We start from the raw sequence: 18,930 nt of genomic DNA, 5'->3' as shown, positions 1-18,930 counted from the left end.
GGGTCGATTCAGGCGTGGCCTGAAGGGTATTGAAAGCGGGGCCTTGGCCGAATAGGTCGGCAAGGGGTCGCGAATCATACGCGCATGGCGCGTGTTGCGCATCACAGACTAGCCGATAACGCCCAGCTCATTTGCTTTTCCGCCGACCGGTGGCCCCCAGGGCCAGCAATCGCAGCTCGGCTTCGGCCAACACCGTGCGCTTGTCGGCTTTGTCGAGTTTCTTCCAGGCGCGGATTTCACGCTTGCTGCGGCCACAGCCGACGCAGATGTCGTCGTTGAATTTGCAGATGCTGATGCACGGGTCTTTCATAGCACTCATGGTCGATCCTCTGTGGGAGCTGGCTTGCCTGCGATGGCATCCCCTCCTTGCATCTGAAGGACCGAGGTGTCTGCATCGCAGGCAAGCCAGCTCCCACATGGGTTATGCGGTGAGAAGTCGGTCAGTCTTCGAGTTGGCGGCGTTCGTTTTCGATGGCTTCAGCCAGCGCCCGAGCTTCGTCTTCTTCGTCGCTCAGGGGCGGCTGTTCAAGAGCAGCAACAGCGGCCAGGAGTTTTTCCCGGGCCTCGGCCACGCCGAGAATATCTTCCTCGATTTGGACCTCAGGCTCGGATTCAACGTTCACCTGGGTTTGCGACTCCGCCGCACCATCACGCAGCAAATCGTCGAAGTCGGTCTTGATGCCCTGCTCCATGTCGTCCAGCTCCAGCAACAGCGTGTGGAAACTGGTCTCGTCCTTCGGTTCCTCCGGTTCGGCGCTGGCGTCGGCCAGTTCCTGCAGGCTTTGCGGCACCGGCGCGTCGTCGAAGTCGAGCACCGGCTCGGCTTCCATTTCCCGCAGTTCGGCCAGGGGCGGCAAATCGTCGAGGTTTTTCAGGTTGAAGTGATCGAGGAATACCTTGGTGGTGGCGAACATGGCCGGTTTGCCCGGCACGTCGCGGTAGCCGACGATGCGGATCCACTCGCGCTCCAGCAGGGTCTTGACGATATGGCTGTTGACCGCCACGCCACGCACGTCCTCGATCTCGCCGCGGGTGATGGGCTGGCGATAGGCGATCAGCGCCATGGTCTCCAGCATCGCCCGGGAGTAGCGCTGCGGGCGTTCTTCCCACAAACGCCCGACCCACGGCGAAAACTTCTCACGGATCTGCAGGCGGTAACCCGACGCCACTTCGCGCAGTTCAAAGGCACGGCCCTCGCAGGACTTGCGCAGGATCTCCAAGGCCTTCTTGAAGACCGGCGGCTCCGGGCGTTCGGCTTCTTCAAAAAGCTCGAACAGGCGCTCCAAAGATTGCGGTTTACCCGAGGCCAGGAGAAAGGCCTCCAGCAAAGGGGCCAGTTCGCGGGGTTCAGTCAGATTCATCGATTCAGCTCGTTATTCGGCTCGCGCCCGCACGTGGATAGCCGCAAAAGGCTCATTCTGCACCAGCTCGACCAAGGACTCCTTGACCAGCTCAAGGATCGCCATAAAGGTCACCACCACGCCCAGGCGCCCTTCTTCGGCGGTGAACAACTCGACAAAGGGCACAAACCCACCGCCCTTGAGGCGCTCCAGCACATCGCTCATGCGCTCGCGGGTGGACAGCGCTTCACGGCTGACCTGGTGGCTCTCAAACATATCGCCACGGCGCAGTACTTCGGCCATGGACATCAGCAATTCTTCCAGGCTCACGTCCGGCAGCAACTTGCGCGCGCGCGCCTCGGGGGCGTCGAGCTTGGGCACCACCACATCACGGCCCACACGGCTCAGGCCATCGATGCCTTCGGCGGCAGCCTTGAAGCGTTCGTACTCTTGCAGGCGGCGGATCAGCTCAGCGCGTGGGTCATCCTCTTCGGCCTCCACCGTCTCCGAGCGCGGCAGCAGCATGCGCGACTTGATCTCGGCGAGCATGGCCGCCATCACCAGGTACTCGGCGGCCAGTTCCAGGCGCACCGACTGCATCAGCTCGACATAGCCCATGTACTGGCGGGTGATTTCCGCCACCGGGATGTCGAGAATATTGATGTTCTGCTTGCGGATCAGGTACAGCAGCAAGTCCAGCGGGCCTTCGAAGGCTTCAAGGAACACCTCCAGGGCGTCTGGCGGGATGTACAGGTCCAGGGGCATTTCCATGACCGCCTGGCCGTACACCATGGCAAACGGCAGTTCCTGCTGGGCGCCGGCCTGGGGATCAGCGGTTTCCACGGCCGACATTCAGGCCTCGACCATGAACGGAGCCGGGTCACCACAACCCACACGCACCACTTCTGGCTCGCCGTCGGCCAGGTTGATCACCGTGGAGGCCTTGTTGCCGCCGTAGCCGCCGTCGATGATCAGGTCGACGTGTTTCTCCAGCAAACGGCGCATTTCATAAGGGTCGTACAACGGCTCGGTTTCGCCGGGCAGGATCAACGACACGCTCATCAGCGGTTCGCCCAACTCGGCCAGCAGCGCCAGCGCGATCGGGTGTTCCGGCACGCGCAGGCCGATGGTGCGTTTTTTCGGGTGCAGCAACAGGCGCGGCACTTCGCGGGTGGCGTTGAGGATGAAGGTGTAGGGCCCCGGCGTGTGGGCCTTGAGCAGGCGGAAGGTACCAGTGTCGACCTTGGCGAACAGCCCGAGCTGGGACAAGTCGCTGCAGATCAGCGCAAAGTTGTGCTTGTCGTCCAGCTGGCGCAAGCGTCTTACCCGCTCGACTGCGCCCTTGTCGCCGATCTGGCAGCCAATGGCATAGGAAGAATCCGTCGGGTAGATCACTACCCCGCCGGCACGGATGATCTCCACGGCCTGCTTGATCAGGCGCGCCTGAGGGTTTTCCGGATGAATCTGGAAGAATTGGCTCACGTACTCTACCTGTTCAGACGGTGGCAATAATGGGGTCATGCTTGAATCGCCCCCACAACAGCGGCAGATCTTCCGGGACCTGGCGATACTCGCCAATCTCGGACCAGCCGCCTGGGCCATGAAAGTCACTGCCGGCACTGACCAGCAGACCAAATTCGCGGGCAAGGATCGCCAGGCTGCCAACCTGTTCGGCGGGTTGATGCCCGTTCACCACCTCGATGGCGTGACCACCCGCTCCAATATAGTCGCTGATCAGCTTGCGGCGCTTGCTGCGGGTGAAATCGTAATGCCAGGGATGCGCCAGGCTGACCCAGGCCCCGGAGGCCCGCAGGGTCTGGACGGTGTCTTCCAGGGTCGGCCAGTGCAGCTTCACATCGCCCAACTTGCCGGCGCCCAGCCATTTGCGAAAGGCTTCGGCGCGATCCTTCACATAGCCCTCACGCACCATCCAGTCGGCAAAGTGCGGACGGGCCGGTGCGTTGCCGCTGTCGCCCAGCGCTTGCTGGATGGCACGGGCGCCGCCTAAGGCACCCGGCATGCCTTTAAGGCTGAGCTTGCGGCTTATTTCTTCGGACCGCAGCCAGCGGCCATCGTGCAATTGGGCAATCGCCGCCACCAGGGGCGGGGCCTTTTGATCAAAACCGTAGCCCAGCACATGGATGGTGGCGCCGCCCCAGGTGCAGGACAATTCCACGCCATTGACCAGCTGCATGCCCAGGGACTGCGCGGCCTGGCGGGCTTCATCGAGGCCTTCGAGGGTGTCGTGGTCGGTCAATGCCAAAACTCGCACGCCTTTTTCAAACGCACGCGCAACCAGTACCGCGGGCGCCAGGGCGCCGTCGGAGGCCGTGCTGTGGCAGTGCAAATCAACATTCACGGGAGTGTGTAACCTCAAGTCAGCTGGCGCTATCGCAACCAAGGATGTTTGTTATTATGCCGCCACATCCAGCTTCTGGCTCTTACTGTGAAACAATTCATCGACTTCATCCCGCTGTTGCTGTTTTTCATCGTTACCAAACTCGACCCCAGGGTCATCGAAATCGCCGGCCACCCGCTGTCGTTCGGGGGCATCTACAGCGCCACCGCCGTACTGATCGTCAGCTCCATCGTGGTCTACGGCGCCATCTTCATCTCCCAGCGCAAGCTGGAAAAAAGCCAATGGCTCACGCTTATTGCCTGCCTGGTATTCGGCGGCCTGACCCTGGCCTTCCACAGCGAAACCTTCCTTAAATGGAAAGCCCCGGTGGTGAACTGGCTGTTCGCCCTGGTGTTCATCGGCAGCCACTTCATTGGTGACCGCCTGCTGATCAAGCGGATCATGGGCCATGCACTGACCTTGCCGGAGCCGGTGTGGGTACGCCTGAACGTGGCCTGGATCGTGTTTTTCCTGTTCTGCGGCGCCGCCAACCTGTTCGTGGCGTTTACCTTCCAGGACTACTGGGTCGACTTCAAAGTGTTCGGCAGCCTGGGCATGACCGTATTGTTTTTGATCGGCCAGGGTATCTACCTGTCGCGCCACCTGCATGACACCGCAGCTACCACACCAAAAACCGAGGACTGACATGCTCTACGCCATCATTGCTACCGACGTTGCCAACTCCCTGGAAAAACGCCTGAGCGTACGCCCGGCCCACGTCGAGCGCCTCAAACAGCTGCAAGCCGAAGGCCGCATCGTACTGGCCGGCCCGCACCCGGCCGTCGACAGCAATGACCCGGGCGACGCCGGTTTCACCGGAAGCCTGATCGTGGCCGAGTTCGCTTCCCTGGCCGATGCCGAGGCCTGGGCCAAGGCAGACCCTTACGTTGCAGCAGGTGTCTACGCCGGTGTAGTGATCAAGCCGTTCAAGCAAGTCTTGCCTTGAGCCCGGCTGCGTCGAACCTAATTGTTTCGGCGTACTCCTAATGGCTCACGGCGTCACCGGTGGGGCCTTCGCCGCCGACAATGGCTAAATTGAGTGAGTCATGAGCGAGCTGTTACTGATAGATGATGACCAGGAGCTCTGTGAGCTGCTGACCAGTTGGCTGAGCCAGGAAGGTTTCCAGGTGCGCGCCTGCCACGACGGCTTGAGCGCCCGTAAAGCCTTGGCCGACAGTGCGCCGGCGGCCGTGGTGCTCGACGTGATGTTGCCCGATGGCAGCGGCCTGGAGCTGCTCAAGCAATTGCGCAACGACCACCCGGAGCTGCCGGTGCTGATGCTCTCGGCCCGGGGCGAACCCCTGGACCGCATCCTCGGCCTGGAACTGGGCGCCGACGACTATTTGGCCAAGCCCTGCGACCCGCGTGAGCTGACGGCGCGCCTGCGCGCCGTATTACGCCGCAGCCACCCAGCCGCGGTGTCCACCCAGCTGGAACTGGGCGACCTGTGCTTCAGCCCGGTGCGCGGCGTGGTCAGCATCGATGAACAGGAGTTCGCCCTCACCGTCTCCGAAAGCCGCCTGCTCGAAGCCCTGCTGCGCCAACCCGGCGAGCCCCTGGACAAACAGGAACTGGCGCAGATCGCCCTGGGCCGCAAGCTGACCCTGTATGACCGCAGCCTGGACATGCACGTCAGCAACCTGCGCAAAAAGATCGGCCCACACCCCGATGGCCGGCCACGGATCGTGGCGTTGCGTAGTCGTGGTTACTATTACAGCCTTTAGAGGCAGCTATAAGTGGCAAGCTACAAGCGGCAAGTGAAAAGCTGTTACTTGCCGCTTGCAGCTAAAAACTTGTAGCTGCCGCCGCCCCTTACCAAATCTTTACCCTCTCCTGACGGCGGCTGACCTTGCTCTGCGTAACCTACTCACATCCGGACTCACCGGAATAGAGACAGGAGAATCACCATGCGCAAGACCCTTATCGCTTTGATGTTCGCCACTGCCCTGCCCACCGTTGCCATGGCAATGCCGGAAGGCCCAGGCCCGATGGGTGGCCCTGAAAGCCGCATGATGGGTGGCCCAGGCCACGGTGAACACGGCCCGCGTGGCAAAGGCGGCCCGTTCAGCCAGCTGGACTTGAGCAAGGAACAGCGTGAGCAGATCCGCAAGCTGATGGGTGACCAATGGCACGCCCGCAAAGACCTGACCCAAAAGTACCTGGACAAACTTCCGGCCGCTGACCAGAAGGCCATGCAGGACGAAATCGCCGCCGGCAAGCAGAAAACCCAGGCCGATATCCGTGCCGTGCTCAAGCCCGACCAGCAGAAGAAGTACGACGATATCGTCAAGAAGCAAGCCGAGCGCCGCGCCGAATGGAAAGAGTTCCAGGCCTGGAAAGCCCAGCAAGCGCAAAAAGCGCAATAATGGCCTAGCTTCATCCCCAGCCCAGTGGTTCGCGCCGCTGGGCTTTTCCTGTTTGAGGGTTTCCTGTGCGTTCATTGTTCTGGCGTATCCTGGCGAGTTTCTGGCTGGCCATCGCCCTGGTTGCCGGGTTATCGATCCTGCTTGGGCACATGCTCAACCAGGACGCCTGGATTCTCAGCCGCCACCCTGGGCTCAACAACCTGGCCCAGGAGTGGACGCAGCTCTACGAAACCCAGGGTGAAGACGCTGCCCAGGACTTGTTGCAGCAGCGCAAACGCCAGTACCACATCGACGTGCAAGTGCTTAACGAAAGCGGCGACCCGGTGGTGCGCGGCACCTTCCCGCGCCGCGCCGCCGCCTTCGAAGCCCGCCAGAACGACAGCCAGGACGGCCGTCTGCCCTGGCGGCGCCTGACCGCCGAGTACACCAGCGCCAAAACCGGCGATACCTATCTGCTGATCTACCGTATTCCTCACCCGGAGCTGGACGCCTGGCACCGCAGCAGCCTGCTGTGGCCCCTCAGTGCATTGGCGATTACCCTGGTGGTGCTGACCCTGTTCAGCCTGCTGGTGACCTTGTCCATTACCCGCCCGCTCAGCCGTCTGCGCGGCGCGGTGCATGACCTGGGGCAAACCACCTATCAACAGAACAGCCTGGCGCAACTGGCCAATCGGCGCGACGAGTTTGGCGTGCTGGCCAACGACTTCAACCGCATGGGCGCACGCCTGCAAAGCCTGATCGGCAGCCAGCGCCAGTTGCTGCGTGACGTCTCCCACGAACTGCGCTCACCCCTGGCGCGCTTGCGTATCGCCCTGGCCCTGGCCGAGCGCGCCAGCCCCGAAGAACGGGAAAAACTCTGGCCACGCCTGACCCGCGAATGCGATCGCCTGGAAGCCTTGATCAGCGAGATCTTGGTATTGGCACGGGTCGACGCCGACAACGCCAGCGCCGAAGACATCGACCTCAACCCGTTGCTTAAAACGCTGCAAAAGGACGCCCAACTCAGTGCCCCCGAGCAAGTGGTGCAACTGACGACTGCCAATGATTTGCAGCTCAAAGGCTGGCCGACCATGATCGAACGCGCCGTGGACAACCTGCTGCGCAATGCCCAGCGCTTCAACCCGGTGGGCGAGCCGATTGAATTGCAGGCCCAGCATCAAGGCGGGCGCATTCTGATCAGCGTGCGCGACCATGGCCCCGGCGTTGAAGCCGAGCACCTGAGCCAATTGGGCGAGCCGTTCTACCGTGCGCCCGGCCAAACCGCCCAAGGCCATGGCCTGGGCCTGGCCATCGCCCGTCGCGCCGCCGAGCGCCATGGCGGCAACCTGATCCTGGCCAACCATCCCGAGGGCGGTTTTATCGCCAGCATCGAACTGCCCTTGATCCCTGGGGTTGCCACACCAGTGGGATGATCTTCTATAGTGGCCCTTCTCTTACGGAGGGCCTTTGATGACTGACCTGCTGACTCCCATCCAAGCCGCGCTCGCTTTACCGCACGCCCCATTGCCCCAGACCCAGGCCGGCGCCTTGCCCTCGACCTTCGCCGTCACTGACCTGGCGGCTGCCAGCATCGGCGCTGCCGGCCAGGCCGTCGCCCAGTTGATTGAGCAACAAACCGGGCGCCTGCCCAGCGTCAGCGTGGATCGGCGCCTGGCCTCGTTGTGGTTCTCCTCGTCGATTCGCCCCGCGGGTTGGCAAGTGCCGCCTTTGTGGGACCCAGTGGCCGGGGATTACGCCAGCGTCGATGGCTGGATTCGCTTGCACACCAACGCGCCCCATCATCGCGCAGCGGCCGAGCGGGTATTGGGACCTGCCGCTGATCGCGCAGCAATGGCAAGTAGAGTCGCGACCTGGAAAGCCGCCGAACTGGAACAGGCGATTGTGGATGCGGGCGGTTGTGCGGCGCAGATGCGTAGCTGGCAAGCCTGGCAGCAGCATCCCCAGGGCTTGGCAGTGAACGCCGAGGCGTTGATTCAGCGCCAGGTCTTCGCACCCGGCATCGACAAACCCTGGCTCGGCTCAGCCGCTCGCCCACTGGCCGGCATCAAGGTGCTGGATTTGACCCGGGTGCTAGCCGGCCCGGTGGCCAGTCGTTTCCTCGCAGGCTTGGGCGCCGATGTACTGCGCATCGACTCGCCGAGCTGGAACGAACCCGGCGTGGTCCCGGAAATGACCCTGGGCAAACGCTGCGCCCGCCTTGACCTAAAGAGCCAGGAAGGCCGACAGGTGTTCGAAGCGTTGCTCAAGGACGCCGACATTCTGTTCCACGGTTACCGCGCCGATGCCCTGGAACAACTGGGTTATACCCTTGGCGAACGGCAACACATCGCCCCCGGCCTGATCGACGTCAGCCTCAACGCCTACGGCTGGAGCGGCCCATGGCGTAATCGTCGTGGCTTTGACAGCCTGGTGCAGATGAGCAGCGGGATTGCCGAAGCCGGCATGGCCTGGAAACAAGCGGATAAGCCACTGCCGCTACCGGTGCAGGCCCTGGATCACGCCACCGGCTACTTGATGGCCGCCAGTGCGATCCGGGCATTGACCGAGCGGCTGGAGTCCGGACGCGGCGGGTCTGCGCGTTTGTCGTTGGCGCGCACGGCGAAGTTACTGGTAGAGGCCGGGCCAGTGCCACAGCAAGCGGCATTGCGTGAGGAGGATATCAATGACCAAGGCCTGGTGGTGGAGCAGACAGCCTGGGGCCAGGCCCATCGGCTACTGGCGCCGCTGAGCATCAGTGGCACGCCGTTGCAGTGGGATTTGCCGGCGGTGGAACTGGGCTCGCACCGGCCGCAATGGTAATCCTGTAGGAGCGAGCTTGCTCGCGAAGGTCTCCAACGATAACGCGGGAAACCTGATACACAGCGGCGTTCTCAGGTTTTTCGCGAGCAAGCTCGCTCCTACAGAGTTGTCCACAAATGCTGCGCCGCATACGCCCTCAACGGCCGCCACGCCTCGGCCCGCGCCAATAACTGCCGCGCCGACACCGGCCCACCTTCCAAGGCTGCCAAAGCATTGATCAGCCCGATATCCCCCGACGCAAATGCATCCACCTCGCGCAACTGGCGCATGGCGATGTACTGCGCGGTCCACTCTCCGATCCCCGGCAACGCCACTAACCGTGCAACGCCGTCCTTGAGGCTGGCCTTGGGTTCGAAAAGCTGAGGATCATCCAACAGCGCCTGAGCCACACCGGACAAGGTACGCCCCCGCGCCTTGGGCATGCCCAGGGTGGCCAGGTCCGCCGCCGCCAGCACTTCAGGTGTCGGAAACAGGTGGGTGATACCCGCGTGCGGGGTTTGCAGCGCCCGGCCATACTGCGTCACCAACTTGCCCGCCAGACGAATCGCCGCCACCACGGTGATCTGCTGGCCCAGCACTGCACGAATCGCCAATTCCAACCCATCCCAGGTGCCAGGCAACCGCAGGCCAGGACGGGCCGCAACCAGTTGCGCCATCAGGGGGTCCTGCGCCAATTGCGCGTTGATTACCTCAGGCTCAGCATCCAGATCAAACATCCTGCGCAAGCGCCGCTCGATCTCAGGCATGGCGCCAGGCTCGGGAAAGTCGACCGTCACCTCCAGCCAATCCCCCGCCCCCGGTTCGACGCTGACCCAGCCATGTCGCCCCGCCACACTGATGCTGCGTCGATACACACCGGCGACCACGGTTTCCAACCCGGTAATCGCCCGCGCCGATAAAAACCCCACCATCGCCGCCCAGTCGTAGGGCGGTAGATACGCTAATCTCACAGTGACAATACCCCGCTATACAGCCCATACGCGGCCAACCCGGCGCCCGCGATCACGCCGCCGAAAATGCCTTTTTCCACGGTGGTAAACAAGGGTTGGCCCTGCTCGCGCTTGGCCAGGGCAAACAGGATTACACCCGGCGCGTACAGCAGCGCCGACAGCAGCAGGTATTTCAAGCCCCCCGCATACAGCAACCAAATCGCGTAGCCGAGAGCAATCAGCCCCACCAGCAGATCTTTCATACGGCGGCGCTGCCAGCCGGCATAGGTTTCGCCGCGCGCGCTCAGCAGCACCGCATAGGCCGCCGACCACAAATAAGGCACCAGGATCATCGACGACGCCAGGTAGATCAGGGTGGTGTAGGTGCTGGCGGAAAACAGCGTGATCACCAGGAATGCCTGGATCATCACGTTGGTCAGCCATAAGGCATTGACCGGCACCTGATTGGCGTTTTCCTTCTTCAGGAAGGCCGGCATGGTCTTGTCCTGAGCGGTGGCATAGAGGATTTCCGCGCACAGCAGCGCCCAGGAGAGCAACGCCCCGAGCAACGAAACCGCCAGGCCGAGGCTGATCAATACCGCGCCCCAAGGCCCGACGATATGCTCCAACACCCCCGCCAGGGAGGGGTTCTGTAATTGCGCCAGTTCCGGCTGGCTCATGATGCCCAGAGACAGCACATTCACCAGCACCAGCAAGGCCAGCACGCCCACGAAACCAATCACCGTGGCGCGCCCCACGTCCGAACGTTTCTGTGCCCGTGCCGAGTACACACTGGCGCCTTCGATGCCGATAAAGACAAACACCGTGACCAGCATCATGTGGCGCACCTGCTCGACCACGCTGCCCATCTGCGGGTTACCCAGGCCCCAGATATCGCGAGTAAAAATATCCGCCTTGAACGCAACGCCGGCGATCACGATAAACATCAGCAGCGGCACGATCTTCGCCACCGTCGTCACCTGATTGATGAACGCTGCCTCTTTGATCCCGCGCATCACCAGAAAATGTACGGCCCACAGCAACAGCGACGCGCAGCCGATGGCGAGCGGTGTATTGCCCTGGCCGAACGCCGGGAAAAAGTAGCCGAGGGTGCTGAACAGCAAGACGAAATAACCGACGTTGCCCATCCACGCACTGATCCAGTAACCCCAGGCGGATGAAAAGCCCATGTAGTCGCCGAACCCCGCCTTGGCATACGCATACACCCCGGAATCCAGTTCGGGCTTACGGTTCGCCAACGTCTGGAACACAAAGGCCAGGGTCAGCATGCCGATAGCGGTGATTGCCCAGCCGATCAGTATGGCGCCCACCTCGGCACGGGCCGCCATGTTCTGCGGCAATGAAAAGATGCCGCCGCCAATCATCGAGCCCACCACCAGGGCGATCAGGGCACTGAGCCGAAGTTTCTGGGCAGGTTGGGACATGCAGGCTCCTCAAAATAAACGGTTGGGCGACAACTGCGCACACAAGTAATTCAAATTAATGACGCTGTCATAACATAAGGATATGTAAAGGCGCGAAGTTTAGGCTTATTTAGAATTTAAATACGTCAATTATGAAGCGATAGTCAAACAACGTACAAAAAAGTTGCACATTCGCAAATAAGAACTAGCGTCAACACCCATGCCCTCGACCAAATGATTAACCACAAAGCAGATAGCGCTCTAGAAAGCGCCTTTGCGGGACTTTTTCGCCCGCAAAACCTAACCCTAAGTCGTTAATTCACAATGGAATGTGCCAATGAAGTGATCTGAGTCAGCTGTTTGATTAGCGCACGGAATTATTCTGTGGTCTCTCTTCTCCTGCATTGGAGTCACGCAATGTCTGAAACTCCCGGAAAACTTCGATTAGGCGCCCTGGTCGCACTTGTCGTCGGTTCGATGATTGGCGGCGGCATCTTTTCATTGCCGCAAAACATGGCCGCCAGCGCCGATGTCGGTGCGGTGTTGATTGGCTGGGTGATTACTGCCATCGGCATGTTGACCCTCGCCTTCGTGTTCCAGACCCTCGCCAACCGCAAGCCCGACCTCGACGGCGGGGTATACGCCTACGCCAAGGCCGGTTTCGGCGACTACATGGGCTTTTCATCCGCCTGGGGTTACTGGATCAGCGCCTGGCTGGGCAACGTCGGCTACTTCGTCTTGCTGTTCAGCACCCTGGGCTACTTCTTCCCGGTGTTTGGCGAGGGCAACACCCCGACGGCGGTGATCGCTGCGTCAGTGCTGTTGTGGGCCGTGCATTTTCTGGTACTGCGCGGGATCAAGGAAGCGGCGTTCATCAACCTGGTGACCACCGTCGCCAAGGTGGTGCCGCTGCTGCTGTTCGTGCTCATCGCGCTGTTCGCGTTCAAGCTGGACATCTTCACCGCTGACATCTGGGGCGTGAAAAACCCTGACCTGGGCAGTGTGATGAACCAGGTGCGCAACATGATGCTGGTCACCGTGTGGGTGTTTATCGGCATCGAAGGCGCGAGCATCTTCTCGTCCCGTGCCGAAAAACGCAGCGACGTGGGCAAAGCCACCGTGATCGGCTTTATTACCGTGCTGCTGTTCCTGATGCTGGTGAACGTGCTGTCCCTGGGGATCATGACCCAACCGGAACTGGCAAAGCTGCAGAACCCGTCGATGGCCGCCGTGCTGGAGCATGTGGTGGGCCACTGGGGCGCGGTGCTGATCAGCGTGGGCTTGATCATCTCCCTGCTCGGCGCGCTGCTGTCCTGGGTGCTGCTGTGTGCGGAGATCATGTTCGCCGCCGCCAAAGATCACACCATGCCCGAGTTCCTGCGCAAGGAAAACGCCAACCATGTGCCGGTCAACGCACTGTGGCTGACCAACGCAATGGTGCAGATATTCTTGGTGATCACGCTGTTTTCCGCCAGCACTTACCTGTCGCTGATCTACCTCGCCACCTCGATGATCCTGGTGCCTTACCTGTGGTCGGCGGCCTACGCCCTGCTGCTGGCGGTGCGCGGCGAGACCTACGAGAACGCCCTCAAAGAGCGCAAGAAAGACCTGTTCATCGGCGCCATCGCCCTGATCTATGCGATCTGGCTGCTGTATGCCGGCGGCACCAAATACCTGCTGCTCTCCGCCCTGCTCTACGCCCCCGGCGCGATCCTGTTCGCCAAGGCCAAGCGTGAACTGGGCAAACCGATTTTCACCCCCGTCGAGAAGCTGATTTTCGCCGCAGTGGTCATTGGCGCCCTGGTGGCGGCCTATGGGCTCTACGACGGCTTCCTGACCCTGTAATTGTTGTTCACTGGAGGATCTGTAATGACCACGGAAAAAGTGAAGTACGGCGTACATTCCGAAGCCGGCAAACTGCGCAAAGTCATGGTGTGTTCCCCAGGTTTGGCCCACCAGCGGCTGACCCCCAACAACTGCGACGAGCTGCTGTTCGATGACGTGCTGTGGGTGGCCCAGGCCAAGCGCGACCACTTCGACTTCGTCACCAAGATGCGCGAGCGGGACATTGATGTGCTGGAAATGCACAACCTGCTCACCGACATCGTCGCCAACCCCGAAGCGCTGGACTGGATCCTGGAGCGCAAGATCACCGCCAACACGGTCGGCCTGGGGCTGGTCGATGAAGTCGGCTCGTGGCTGCGCAGCCTGGAGCCGCGCAAAATCAGCGAGTACCTGATTGGCGGCGTGTCGGCCGACGACCTGCCGAGCAGCTTCGGTGGCAAGACCATCGAGATGTTCCGCGATTTTCTCGGCCACGCCAGTTTCATCCTGCCGCCGCTGCCCAACACCCAGTTCACCCGCGACACCACCTGCTGGATCTACGGCGGCGTGACGCTCAACCCGATGTACTGGCCGGCGCGACGTCAGGAAACCCTGCTGACCAGCGCTATCTATAAATTCCACCCCGAGTTCACCAACGCGGACTTCCAGATCTGGTACGGCGACCCCGACCAGGAACATGGCGCCGCGACGCTCGAAGGCGGCGACGTGATGCCGATTGGCAACGGCGTGGTGTTGATCGGCATGGGCGAACGCTCATCTCACCAAGCCATCGGCCAACTGGCGCGCAACCTGTTCCAGAACAAAGCCGTGGAGCGCGTCATCGTTGCCGGCCTGCCCAAATCCCGCGCGGCGATGCACCTGGACACCGTGTTCAGCTTCTGCGACCGCGACCTGGTCACCGTCTTCCCCGAAGTGGTCAACCAGATCGTGCCGTTCACCCTGCGCCCTGACGAGAGCAAGCCCCACGGCATCGATATCCAGCGCGAGAAAACCAACTTCCTCGAAACCGTGGCTGCAGCGCTCAACCTCAAGGCCCTGCGCGTGGTCGAGACCGGCGGCAACAGCTTCGCCGCCGAACGCGAGCAATGGGATGACGGCAACAACGTGGTGGCCGTGGAACCGGGCGTGGTGATTGGCTACGACCGCAACACCTACACCAACACCTTGCTGCGCAAGGCCGGTGTGGAAGTCATCACCATCAGCGCCGGTGAACTCGGCCGCGGCCGTGGCGGCGGCCACTGCATGACCTGCCCGATCATCCGCGACCCTATCGACTATTAAGGAGATTCCATCATGGCTTTCAATATGCGCAACCGCAGCCTGCTGTCGCTGATGCACCACACCACTCGCGAGCTGCATTACCTGCTGGACCTGTCCCGCGACCTCAAGCGCGCCAAATACACCGGCACCGAGCGTCCGCACTTACAGGGCAAGAACATCGCGCTGATCTTCGAAAAAACCTCGACCCGCACCCGTTGTGCCTTTGAAGTCGCGGCCCATGACCAAGGCGCCCACGTCACCTATATCGACCCGGTGTCGTCGCAGATCGGCCACAAAGAAAGCATGAAAGACACCGCCCGCGTATTGGGCCGGATGTTCGATGCCATCGAGTACCGTGGCTTTGAACAGGAAATCGTCGAAGAACTGGCCAAGTTCGCCGGTGTGCCGGTGTTCAACGGCCTCACCGCTGAATTCCACCCAACCCAGATGATCGCCGACACCCTGACCATGCGCGAACACAGCGACAAGCCGCTGCATGACATCAGCTACGCCTATCTCGGGGACGCCCGCTACAACATGGGCAACTCGCTGCTGATGATCGGCGCCAAGCTCGGCATGGACGTGCGCATCGGCGCGCCGAAAGCACTGTGGCCCCATGAAGATTTCATCAAGCAGTGCCAGGCCTTTGCCGAGGAAAGCGGCGCACGCATCACCATCACCGAAGACCCTGCAGAGGCCGTGAAGGGCGTGGACTTCATCCACACCGATATCTGGGTGTCCATGGGCGAACCGGTGGAAGCGTGGGACGAGCGCATCGAGCAACTGCTGCCGTACCAGGTCAACGCCAAGATGATGAAAGCCTCGGGCAACCCTCGGGTGAAATTCATGCATTGCCTGCCGGCGTTCCACAACAGTGAAACCAAGGTCGGCAAGGACATCGCAGCGCGCTATCCGCACCTGGCCAACGGTGTGGAAGTGACCGAAGAGGTGTTCGAGTCGCCGGCCAATATCGCCTTCGAGCAGGCGGAAAACCGCATGCATACCATCAAGGCGATCCTGGTGTCGGCGTTGGCAGATATCTAAACCCTGCCGCGATCCCACTGTAGGAGCGAGCTTGCTCGCGAAAAACTCAAGGGCACCGCGTTCATCCAGAATGGGCGCGTTATCGTTGACCGCCTTCGCGAGCAAGCTCGCTCCTACACCGGATTGCGAGCTCTAGAAGGATTGCATTATGCGCATCGTCGTAGCCCTGGGCGGCAACGCCCTCCTGCGTCGTGGTGAACCCATGACCGCAGACAATCAACGGGCCAACATCCGTATCGCCACCGAACAGATCGCCAAGATCCACCCCGGCAACGAACTGGTGATTGCCCACGGCAATGGCCCGCAAGTGGGCCTGCTGTCATTGCAGGCGGCGGCCTACACCAGCGTCTCGCCTTACCCGCTGGACGTGCTGGGCGCCGAGACCGAGGGCATGATCGGCTACATCATCGAACAGGAACTGGGCAACCTGCTGGACTTCGAAGTGCCATTCGCCACCCTGCTCACCCAAGTGGAAGTAGACGCCAAGGACCCGGCCTTCCAGAACCCCACCAAGCCCATCGGCCCGGTGTATGCCAAAGCCGAAGCCGAGAAACTCGCCGCCGAGAAAGGCTGGGCCATCGCGCCCGACGGCGACAAATACCGCCGCGTGGTCGCCAGCCCGCGTCCCAAACGCATCTTTGAAATTCGCCCGATCAAATGGCTGCTGGAGAAAAAAGCCATCGTGATCTGCGCCGGTGGCGGCGGCATCCCAACGATGTATGGCGAAGACGGCAAGCTCAAGGGCATCGAGGCGGTGATCGACAAAGATTTGTGCTCCTCCTTACTGGCCACGCAACTGGAGGCCGATTTGCTGGTCATCGCCACCGACGTCAACGCCGCCTTTATCGACTTCGGCAAGCCCACCCAGAAGGCCATCGGCCAGGCCCACCCGGACGACATGGAAAAACTCGGCTTCGCCGCCGGCTCCATGGGCCCCAAGGTCCAAGCCGCCTGCGAGTTCGCCCGCCAGACTGGCAAAACCGCGGTGATCGGTTCACTCTCGGACATCGAAGCCATCGTCCAGGGCAGCGCCGGCACCCGCATCAGCACGGCAAAACCTGGCATCACCTACCTGTGAAGTTGAGGAGAAACGCCTATGGCTATCTTTGAACCCGGCCACCTGCATATCGAGCGACACGCGCTGAACAAGGACGATGTCAGCTACGACCTGTGCCTGGACTATGAAGTGGTCACGGATGAGCGCGAAGGCAAAGGCATGCAGTTCACCCTGCATGGGAGCATTCAGGGCAAGGACATGAAGGAAACCTTTTTCCTGCCCAAGGACCAGGCCTACAACTTCGCCAGCAATGTGACCAAGATTGTCGAAAGGTATGGCATTCCCAAGACCCATAGCAGCGTCGGTTCGCAGCACAAGTATTACGATCAGATGTTCGAGGATGTGCGCCAGCAGTTGGGTATGAAATCCGGCGACCCGGTCAAACCCGAGCACCTGGAATAACCTGCCCCCCAATCGAATGTGGGAGCTGGCTTGCCTGCGATAGCGACCTGTCAGACGCTATTTTCGGTGACTGACCCACCGCCATCGCAGGCAAGCCAGCTCCCACATTTTGATCTCCACCGGCTCCAAGGCATACTGGCCACCCTCAGCATTCCAGATCAAGATCCGCCCCATGCGTATCCACGTCAGCTTCATCGACCGCGTCGGCATCACCCAGGAAGTCCTGGCCTTGCTCGGTGGGCGCAATCTCAATCTGGATGCGGTGGAGATGGTGCCGCCCAACGTCTATATCGACGCGCCGACCCTCAGCCCCGAAGTGCTCGAAGAACTGCGCGACGCGTTGTTCAGCGTGCACGGCGTGCAGGCGGTGAAGGTGGTCGACATTCTTCCCGGCCAGCGTCGCCACTTGCAACTCGACGCCCTGCTGGCGGCCATGACCGACCCGGTGCTGGCGCTGGACAGCGCTGGCAAGATCCTGCTGGCCAACCCGGCATTGATCGCCTTGTACGGCCGTGAACCGGCCGGCGAAAGCATCGCCGAGCTGTTCGATGATCCGGCATTGCTGGAGACCCTGCTAGAGCAAGGCTTTCGATTGCCGCTGCGCGAGATCAGCGTGAACGGCCAGACCTTGCTGCTGGGCGCCACGCCGATCACCGACGCTGGCGCCCTGCTCACCCTTTACCAGCCCAACCGCATCGGCGAACAACTGTCGGCGCTGCACCATGACCACGCCGAAGGGTTTGATGCACTGCTGGGCGAATCCCCGGCGATCCGCACGCTCAAAGCGCGGGCGCAGCGGGTGGCGGCGCTGGATGCACCGCTGCTGATCCAGGGCGAAACCGGTACCGGCAAAGAACTGGTGGCCCGCGCCTGCCACGCCATCAGTACGCGTCACAGTGCGCCGTTTCTGGCACTGAACTGCGCGGCGCTGCCGGAAAACCTCGCCGAAAGCGAATTGTTCGGCTATGCGCCTGGCGCCTTTACCGGCGCGCAACGCGGTGGCAAACCGGGGCTGATGGAGCTGGCCAACCAGGGCACGGTGTTCCTCGATGAGATCGGTGAGATGTCCCCGTACCTGCAAGCCAAACTGCTGCGTTTTCTGAATGACGGCAGCTTTCGTCGCGTGGGCGGCGACCGCGAAGTGAAGGTCAATGTGCGCATCCTCAGCGCCACTCACCGCGACCTGGAAAAGATGGTCAGCGAAGGCACTTTTCGCGAAGACTTGTTCTACCGCCTCAACGTGCTCAATGTCGCCGTACCGCCCTTGCGTGAACGCGGCCAGGACATCCTGCTGCTGGCGCGCTACTTCATGCAACAAGCGTGCGCGCAGATCCAGCGCCCGGTCTGCCGCCTGGCACCGGGTACCTATCCAGCCCTGCTGGGCAACCATTGGCCGGGCAACGTGCGGCAGTTGCAAAACGTGATCTTCCGCGCTGCCGCCATCTGCGAAAGCAGCCTGGTGGACATCGGCGACCTGGACATCGCTGGCACCTCCGTGGCGCGCCAGAACGATGGTGAAGTCGACAGCCTGGAACAGGCCGTGGAAGATTTCGAGCGCAGCCTGCTGGAAAGCCTCTACAGCCGCTACCCCTCGACCCGCCAACTGGCCAGCCGCTTGCAAACCTCCCACACGGCGATCGCCCACCGCCTGCGCAAATACGGCATTCCCAACAAACCCTGAGCAATGTTCTCTCCACTGTAGGAGCGAGCTTGCTCGCGAAAAACCCGAGGGCGCTAGGTTCATCCAGGCTTCCCGCGTCATCGTTGACGATTTTCGCGAGCAAGCTCGCTCCTACAGTGGGTATTTGGTCTGAGAACGACATTCAGTGTACTGAAAGCGCTACAGCGTAACGATATCGCTACAACCCTGTTTTTTGCGCGCCATGCAAGGCTTTGATCCGCATAGGCTTTTTTTCCTGCGCCCAACTGTAGCGAAATCACTACAGCGTACTCAACCAACCTTCTCGCGAAATTTATTAACCCATTGATCTATAACGATTTAATAACGTTGGCCGCAATATTGCTAAGCAACTCCCCATTATTCCAATCCCGTCCACCAGACGATT

General features: G+C 61.4%; 19 protein-coding genes. 12 read left to right on the top strand and 7 right to left on the bottom strand.

The window, feature by feature from the left end; translation table 11 throughout:
• Positions 1–127: 127 nt before the first annotated feature.
• The 5 genes from DK871_RS20875 to DK871_RS20855 all read right to left on the bottom strand — a co-directional run bounded on the left by DK871_RS20875 (position 128) and on the right by DK871_RS20855 (position 3,699).
• The gene (locus DK871_RS20875) at positions 128–319 is read right to left on the bottom strand and encodes a DUF1289 domain-containing protein (protein WP_034128540.1); all 192 of its coding nucleotides are present in this window, start codon (positions 317–319) and stop codon (positions 128–130) included.
• Between the two features lie 121 nt (positions 320–440).
• Positions 441–1,361: an SMC-Scp complex subunit ScpB gene (scpB, locus tag DK871_RS20870; protein ID WP_161906452.1), complete on the bottom strand. Its 921-nt coding sequence runs from the start codon at positions 1,359–1,361 to the stop codon at positions 441–443.
• Positions 1,362–1,373: 12 nt separating this feature from the next.
• Positions 1,374–2,072 (bottom strand): ScpA family protein, encoded by a 699-nt coding sequence (locus DK871_RS20865; RefSeq protein WP_164365898.1) that lies wholly within the window; start codon positions 2,070–2,072, stop codon positions 1,374–1,376.
• A gap of 120 nt (positions 2,073–2,192) precedes the next feature.
• Complete coding sequence (locus DK871_RS20860) at positions 2,193–2,822, bottom strand: L-threonylcarbamoyladenylate synthase (protein ID WP_003193796.1); 630 nt, start codon at positions 2,820–2,822, stop codon at positions 2,193–2,195.
• A gap of 13 nt (positions 2,823–2,835) precedes the next feature.
• Complete coding sequence (locus DK871_RS20855; protein WP_161906451.1) at positions 2,836–3,699, bottom strand: PHP domain-containing protein; 864 nt, start codon at positions 3,697–3,699, stop codon at positions 2,836–2,838.
• Between the two features lie 87 nt (positions 3,700–3,786).
• Here DK871_RS20855 and DK871_RS20850 point away from each other — a divergent pair, with 87 nt between their 5' ends.
• The 6 genes from DK871_RS20850 (at position 3,787) to DK871_RS20825 (ending at position 8,903) form a co-directional block, all read left to right on the top strand.
• Positions 3,787–4,383 carry a septation protein A gene (locus DK871_RS20850; RefSeq protein WP_161906450.1) on the top strand — a complete coding sequence of 199 codons (597 nt, stop codon included), beginning with the start codon at positions 3,787–3,789 and terminating at the stop codon, positions 4,381–4,383.
• Position 4,384: 1 nt separating this feature from the next.
• Positions 4,385–4,684, top strand: a complete 300-nt coding sequence (locus DK871_RS20845; RefSeq protein WP_161906449.1) for a YciI family protein — start codon at positions 4,385–4,387, stop codon at positions 4,682–4,684.
• Positions 4,685–4,784: 100 nt separating this feature from the next.
• Complete coding sequence (locus DK871_RS20840) at positions 4,785–5,462, top strand: response regulator transcription factor (RefSeq protein ID WP_003193803.1); 678 nt, start codon at positions 4,785–4,787, stop codon at positions 5,460–5,462.
• 183 nt (positions 5,463–5,645) lie between these two features.
• Complete coding sequence (locus DK871_RS20835) at positions 5,646–6,104, top strand: LTXXQ domain protein (RefSeq protein ID WP_032895550.1); 459 nt, start codon at positions 5,646–5,648, stop codon at positions 6,102–6,104.
• Positions 6,105–6,169: 65 nt separating this feature from the next.
• Complete coding sequence (locus DK871_RS20830) at positions 6,170–7,516, top strand: HAMP domain-containing sensor histidine kinase (RefSeq protein ID WP_161906448.1); 1,347 nt, start codon at positions 6,170–6,172, stop codon at positions 7,514–7,516.
• A gap of 37 nt (positions 7,517–7,553) precedes the next feature.
• Positions 7,554–8,903, top strand: a complete 1,350-nt coding sequence (locus DK871_RS20825; protein ID WP_161906447.1) for a CoA transferase — start codon at positions 7,554–7,556, stop codon at positions 8,901–8,903.
• A gap of 98 nt (positions 8,904–9,001) precedes the next feature.
• Here the strand turns inward: DK871_RS20825 and DK871_RS20820 are convergent, their stop codons facing one another.
• Both DK871_RS20820 and arcD (DK871_RS20815) read right to left on the bottom strand, forming a co-directional pair.
• Positions 9,002–9,853: a DNA-3-methyladenine glycosylase gene (locus DK871_RS20820; RefSeq protein WP_161906446.1), complete on the bottom strand. Its 852-nt coding sequence runs from the start codon at positions 9,851–9,853 to the stop codon at positions 9,002–9,004.
• On the bottom strand, positions 9,850–11,277 hold the full coding sequence (gene arcD, locus DK871_RS20815; protein WP_161906445.1) for an arginine-ornithine antiporter: 1,428 nt from the start codon (positions 11,275–11,277) through the stop codon (positions 9,850–9,852). The genes DK871_RS20820 and arcD (DK871_RS20815) overlap by 4 nt, the downstream gene beginning before the upstream one ends.
• Before the next feature lie 396 nt (positions 11,278–11,673).
• On the opposite strand from arcD (DK871_RS20815), the gene arcD (DK871_RS20810) reads away from it, so the two are divergent.
• From arcD (DK871_RS20810) to DK871_RS20785, 6 genes are all read left to right on the top strand, one after another.
• A complete protein-coding gene (arcD, locus tag DK871_RS20810; RefSeq protein ID WP_032895542.1) occupies positions 11,674–13,101 on the top strand; it encodes an arginine-ornithine antiporter in 1,428 nt (475 codons plus the stop codon).
• A gap of 24 nt (positions 13,102–13,125) precedes the next feature.
• Positions 13,126–14,382, top strand: a complete 1,257-nt coding sequence (gene arcA, locus DK871_RS20805) for an arginine deiminase (RefSeq protein ID WP_014719694.1) — start codon at positions 13,126–13,128, stop codon at positions 14,380–14,382.
• A 12-nt stretch (positions 14,383–14,394) separates the two neighbouring features.
• Positions 14,395–15,405 carry an ornithine carbamoyltransferase gene (locus DK871_RS20800; protein WP_124412969.1) on the top strand — a complete coding sequence of 337 codons (1,011 nt, stop codon included), beginning with the start codon at positions 14,395–14,397 and terminating at the stop codon, positions 15,403–15,405.
• 148 nt (positions 15,406–15,553) lie between these two features.
• Complete coding sequence (gene arcC, locus DK871_RS20795; protein WP_161906444.1) at positions 15,554–16,483, top strand: carbamate kinase; 930 nt, start codon at positions 15,554–15,556, stop codon at positions 16,481–16,483.
• Between the two features lie 18 nt (positions 16,484–16,501).
• Positions 16,502–16,864 carry a DUF5064 family protein gene (locus DK871_RS20790; protein ID WP_161906443.1) on the top strand — a complete coding sequence of 121 codons (363 nt, stop codon included), beginning with the start codon at positions 16,502–16,504 and terminating at the stop codon, positions 16,862–16,864.
• A gap of 172 nt (positions 16,865–17,036) precedes the next feature.
• The gene (locus DK871_RS20785; protein ID WP_161906442.1) at positions 17,037–18,545 is read left to right on the top strand and encodes a sigma-54-dependent transcriptional regulator; all 1,509 of its coding nucleotides are present in this window, start codon (positions 17,037–17,039) and stop codon (positions 18,543–18,545) included.
• The last annotated feature ends 385 nt before the right edge of the window (positions 18,546–18,930 follow it).

Source organism: Pseudomonas sp. L13 (genome assembly GCF_009935965.1).
GTDB classification, from domain to species: Bacteria; Pseudomonadota; Gammaproteobacteria; order Pseudomonadales; family Pseudomonadaceae; genus Aquipseudomonas; species Aquipseudomonas lactis.
The sequence above is the reverse complement of the archived record's forward strand: the minus strand, read 5'-3'. Positions and strand labels throughout refer to the sequence as shown.

Bases quoted from the DNA above. Each gene is read 5' to 3' on its own strand.
- DK871_RS20875 (WP_034128540.1), bottom strand. From the start codon at position 319: ATGAGTGCTATGAAAGACCCGTGCATCAGCATCTGCAAATTCAACGAC.
- scpB (WP_161906452.1), bottom strand. From the start codon at position 1,361: ATGAATCTGACTGAACCCCGCGAACTGGCCCCTTTGCTGGAGGCCTTT.
- DK871_RS20845 (WP_161906449.1), top strand. From the start codon at position 4,385: ATGCTCTACGCCATCATTGCTACCGACGTTGCCAACTCCCTGGAAAAA.
- DK871_RS20840 (WP_003193803.1), top strand. From the start codon at position 4,785: ATGAGCGAGCTGTTACTGATAGATGATGACCAGGAGCTCTGTGAGCTG.
- DK871_RS20835 (WP_032895550.1), top strand. From the start codon at position 5,646: ATGCGCAAGACCCTTATCGCTTTGATGTTCGCCACTGCCCTGCCCACC.
- DK871_RS20825 (WP_161906447.1), top strand. From the start codon at position 7,554: ATGACTGACCTGCTGACTCCCATCCAAGCCGCGCTCGCTTTACCGCAC.
- arcD (WP_161906445.1), bottom strand. From the start codon at position 11,277: ATGTCCCAACCTGCCCAGAAACTTCGGCTCAGTGCCCTGATCGCCCTG.
- arcD (WP_032895542.1), top strand. From the start codon at position 11,674: ATGTCTGAAACTCCCGGAAAACTTCGATTAGGCGCCCTGGTCGCACTT.
- arcA (WP_014719694.1), top strand. From the start codon at position 13,126: ATGACCACGGAAAAAGTGAAGTACGGCGTACATTCCGAAGCCGGCAAA.
- DK871_RS20800 (WP_124412969.1), top strand. From the start codon at position 14,395: ATGGCTTTCAATATGCGCAACCGCAGCCTGCTGTCGCTGATGCACCAC.
- arcC (WP_161906444.1), top strand. From the start codon at position 15,554: ATGCGCATCGTCGTAGCCCTGGGCGGCAACGCCCTCCTGCGTCGTGGT.
- DK871_RS20790 (WP_161906443.1), top strand. From the start codon at position 16,502: ATGGCTATCTTTGAACCCGGCCACCTGCATATCGAGCGACACGCGCTG.
- DK871_RS20785 (WP_161906442.1), top strand. From the start codon at position 17,037: ATGCGTATCCACGTCAGCTTCATCGACCGCGTCGGCATCACCCAGGAA.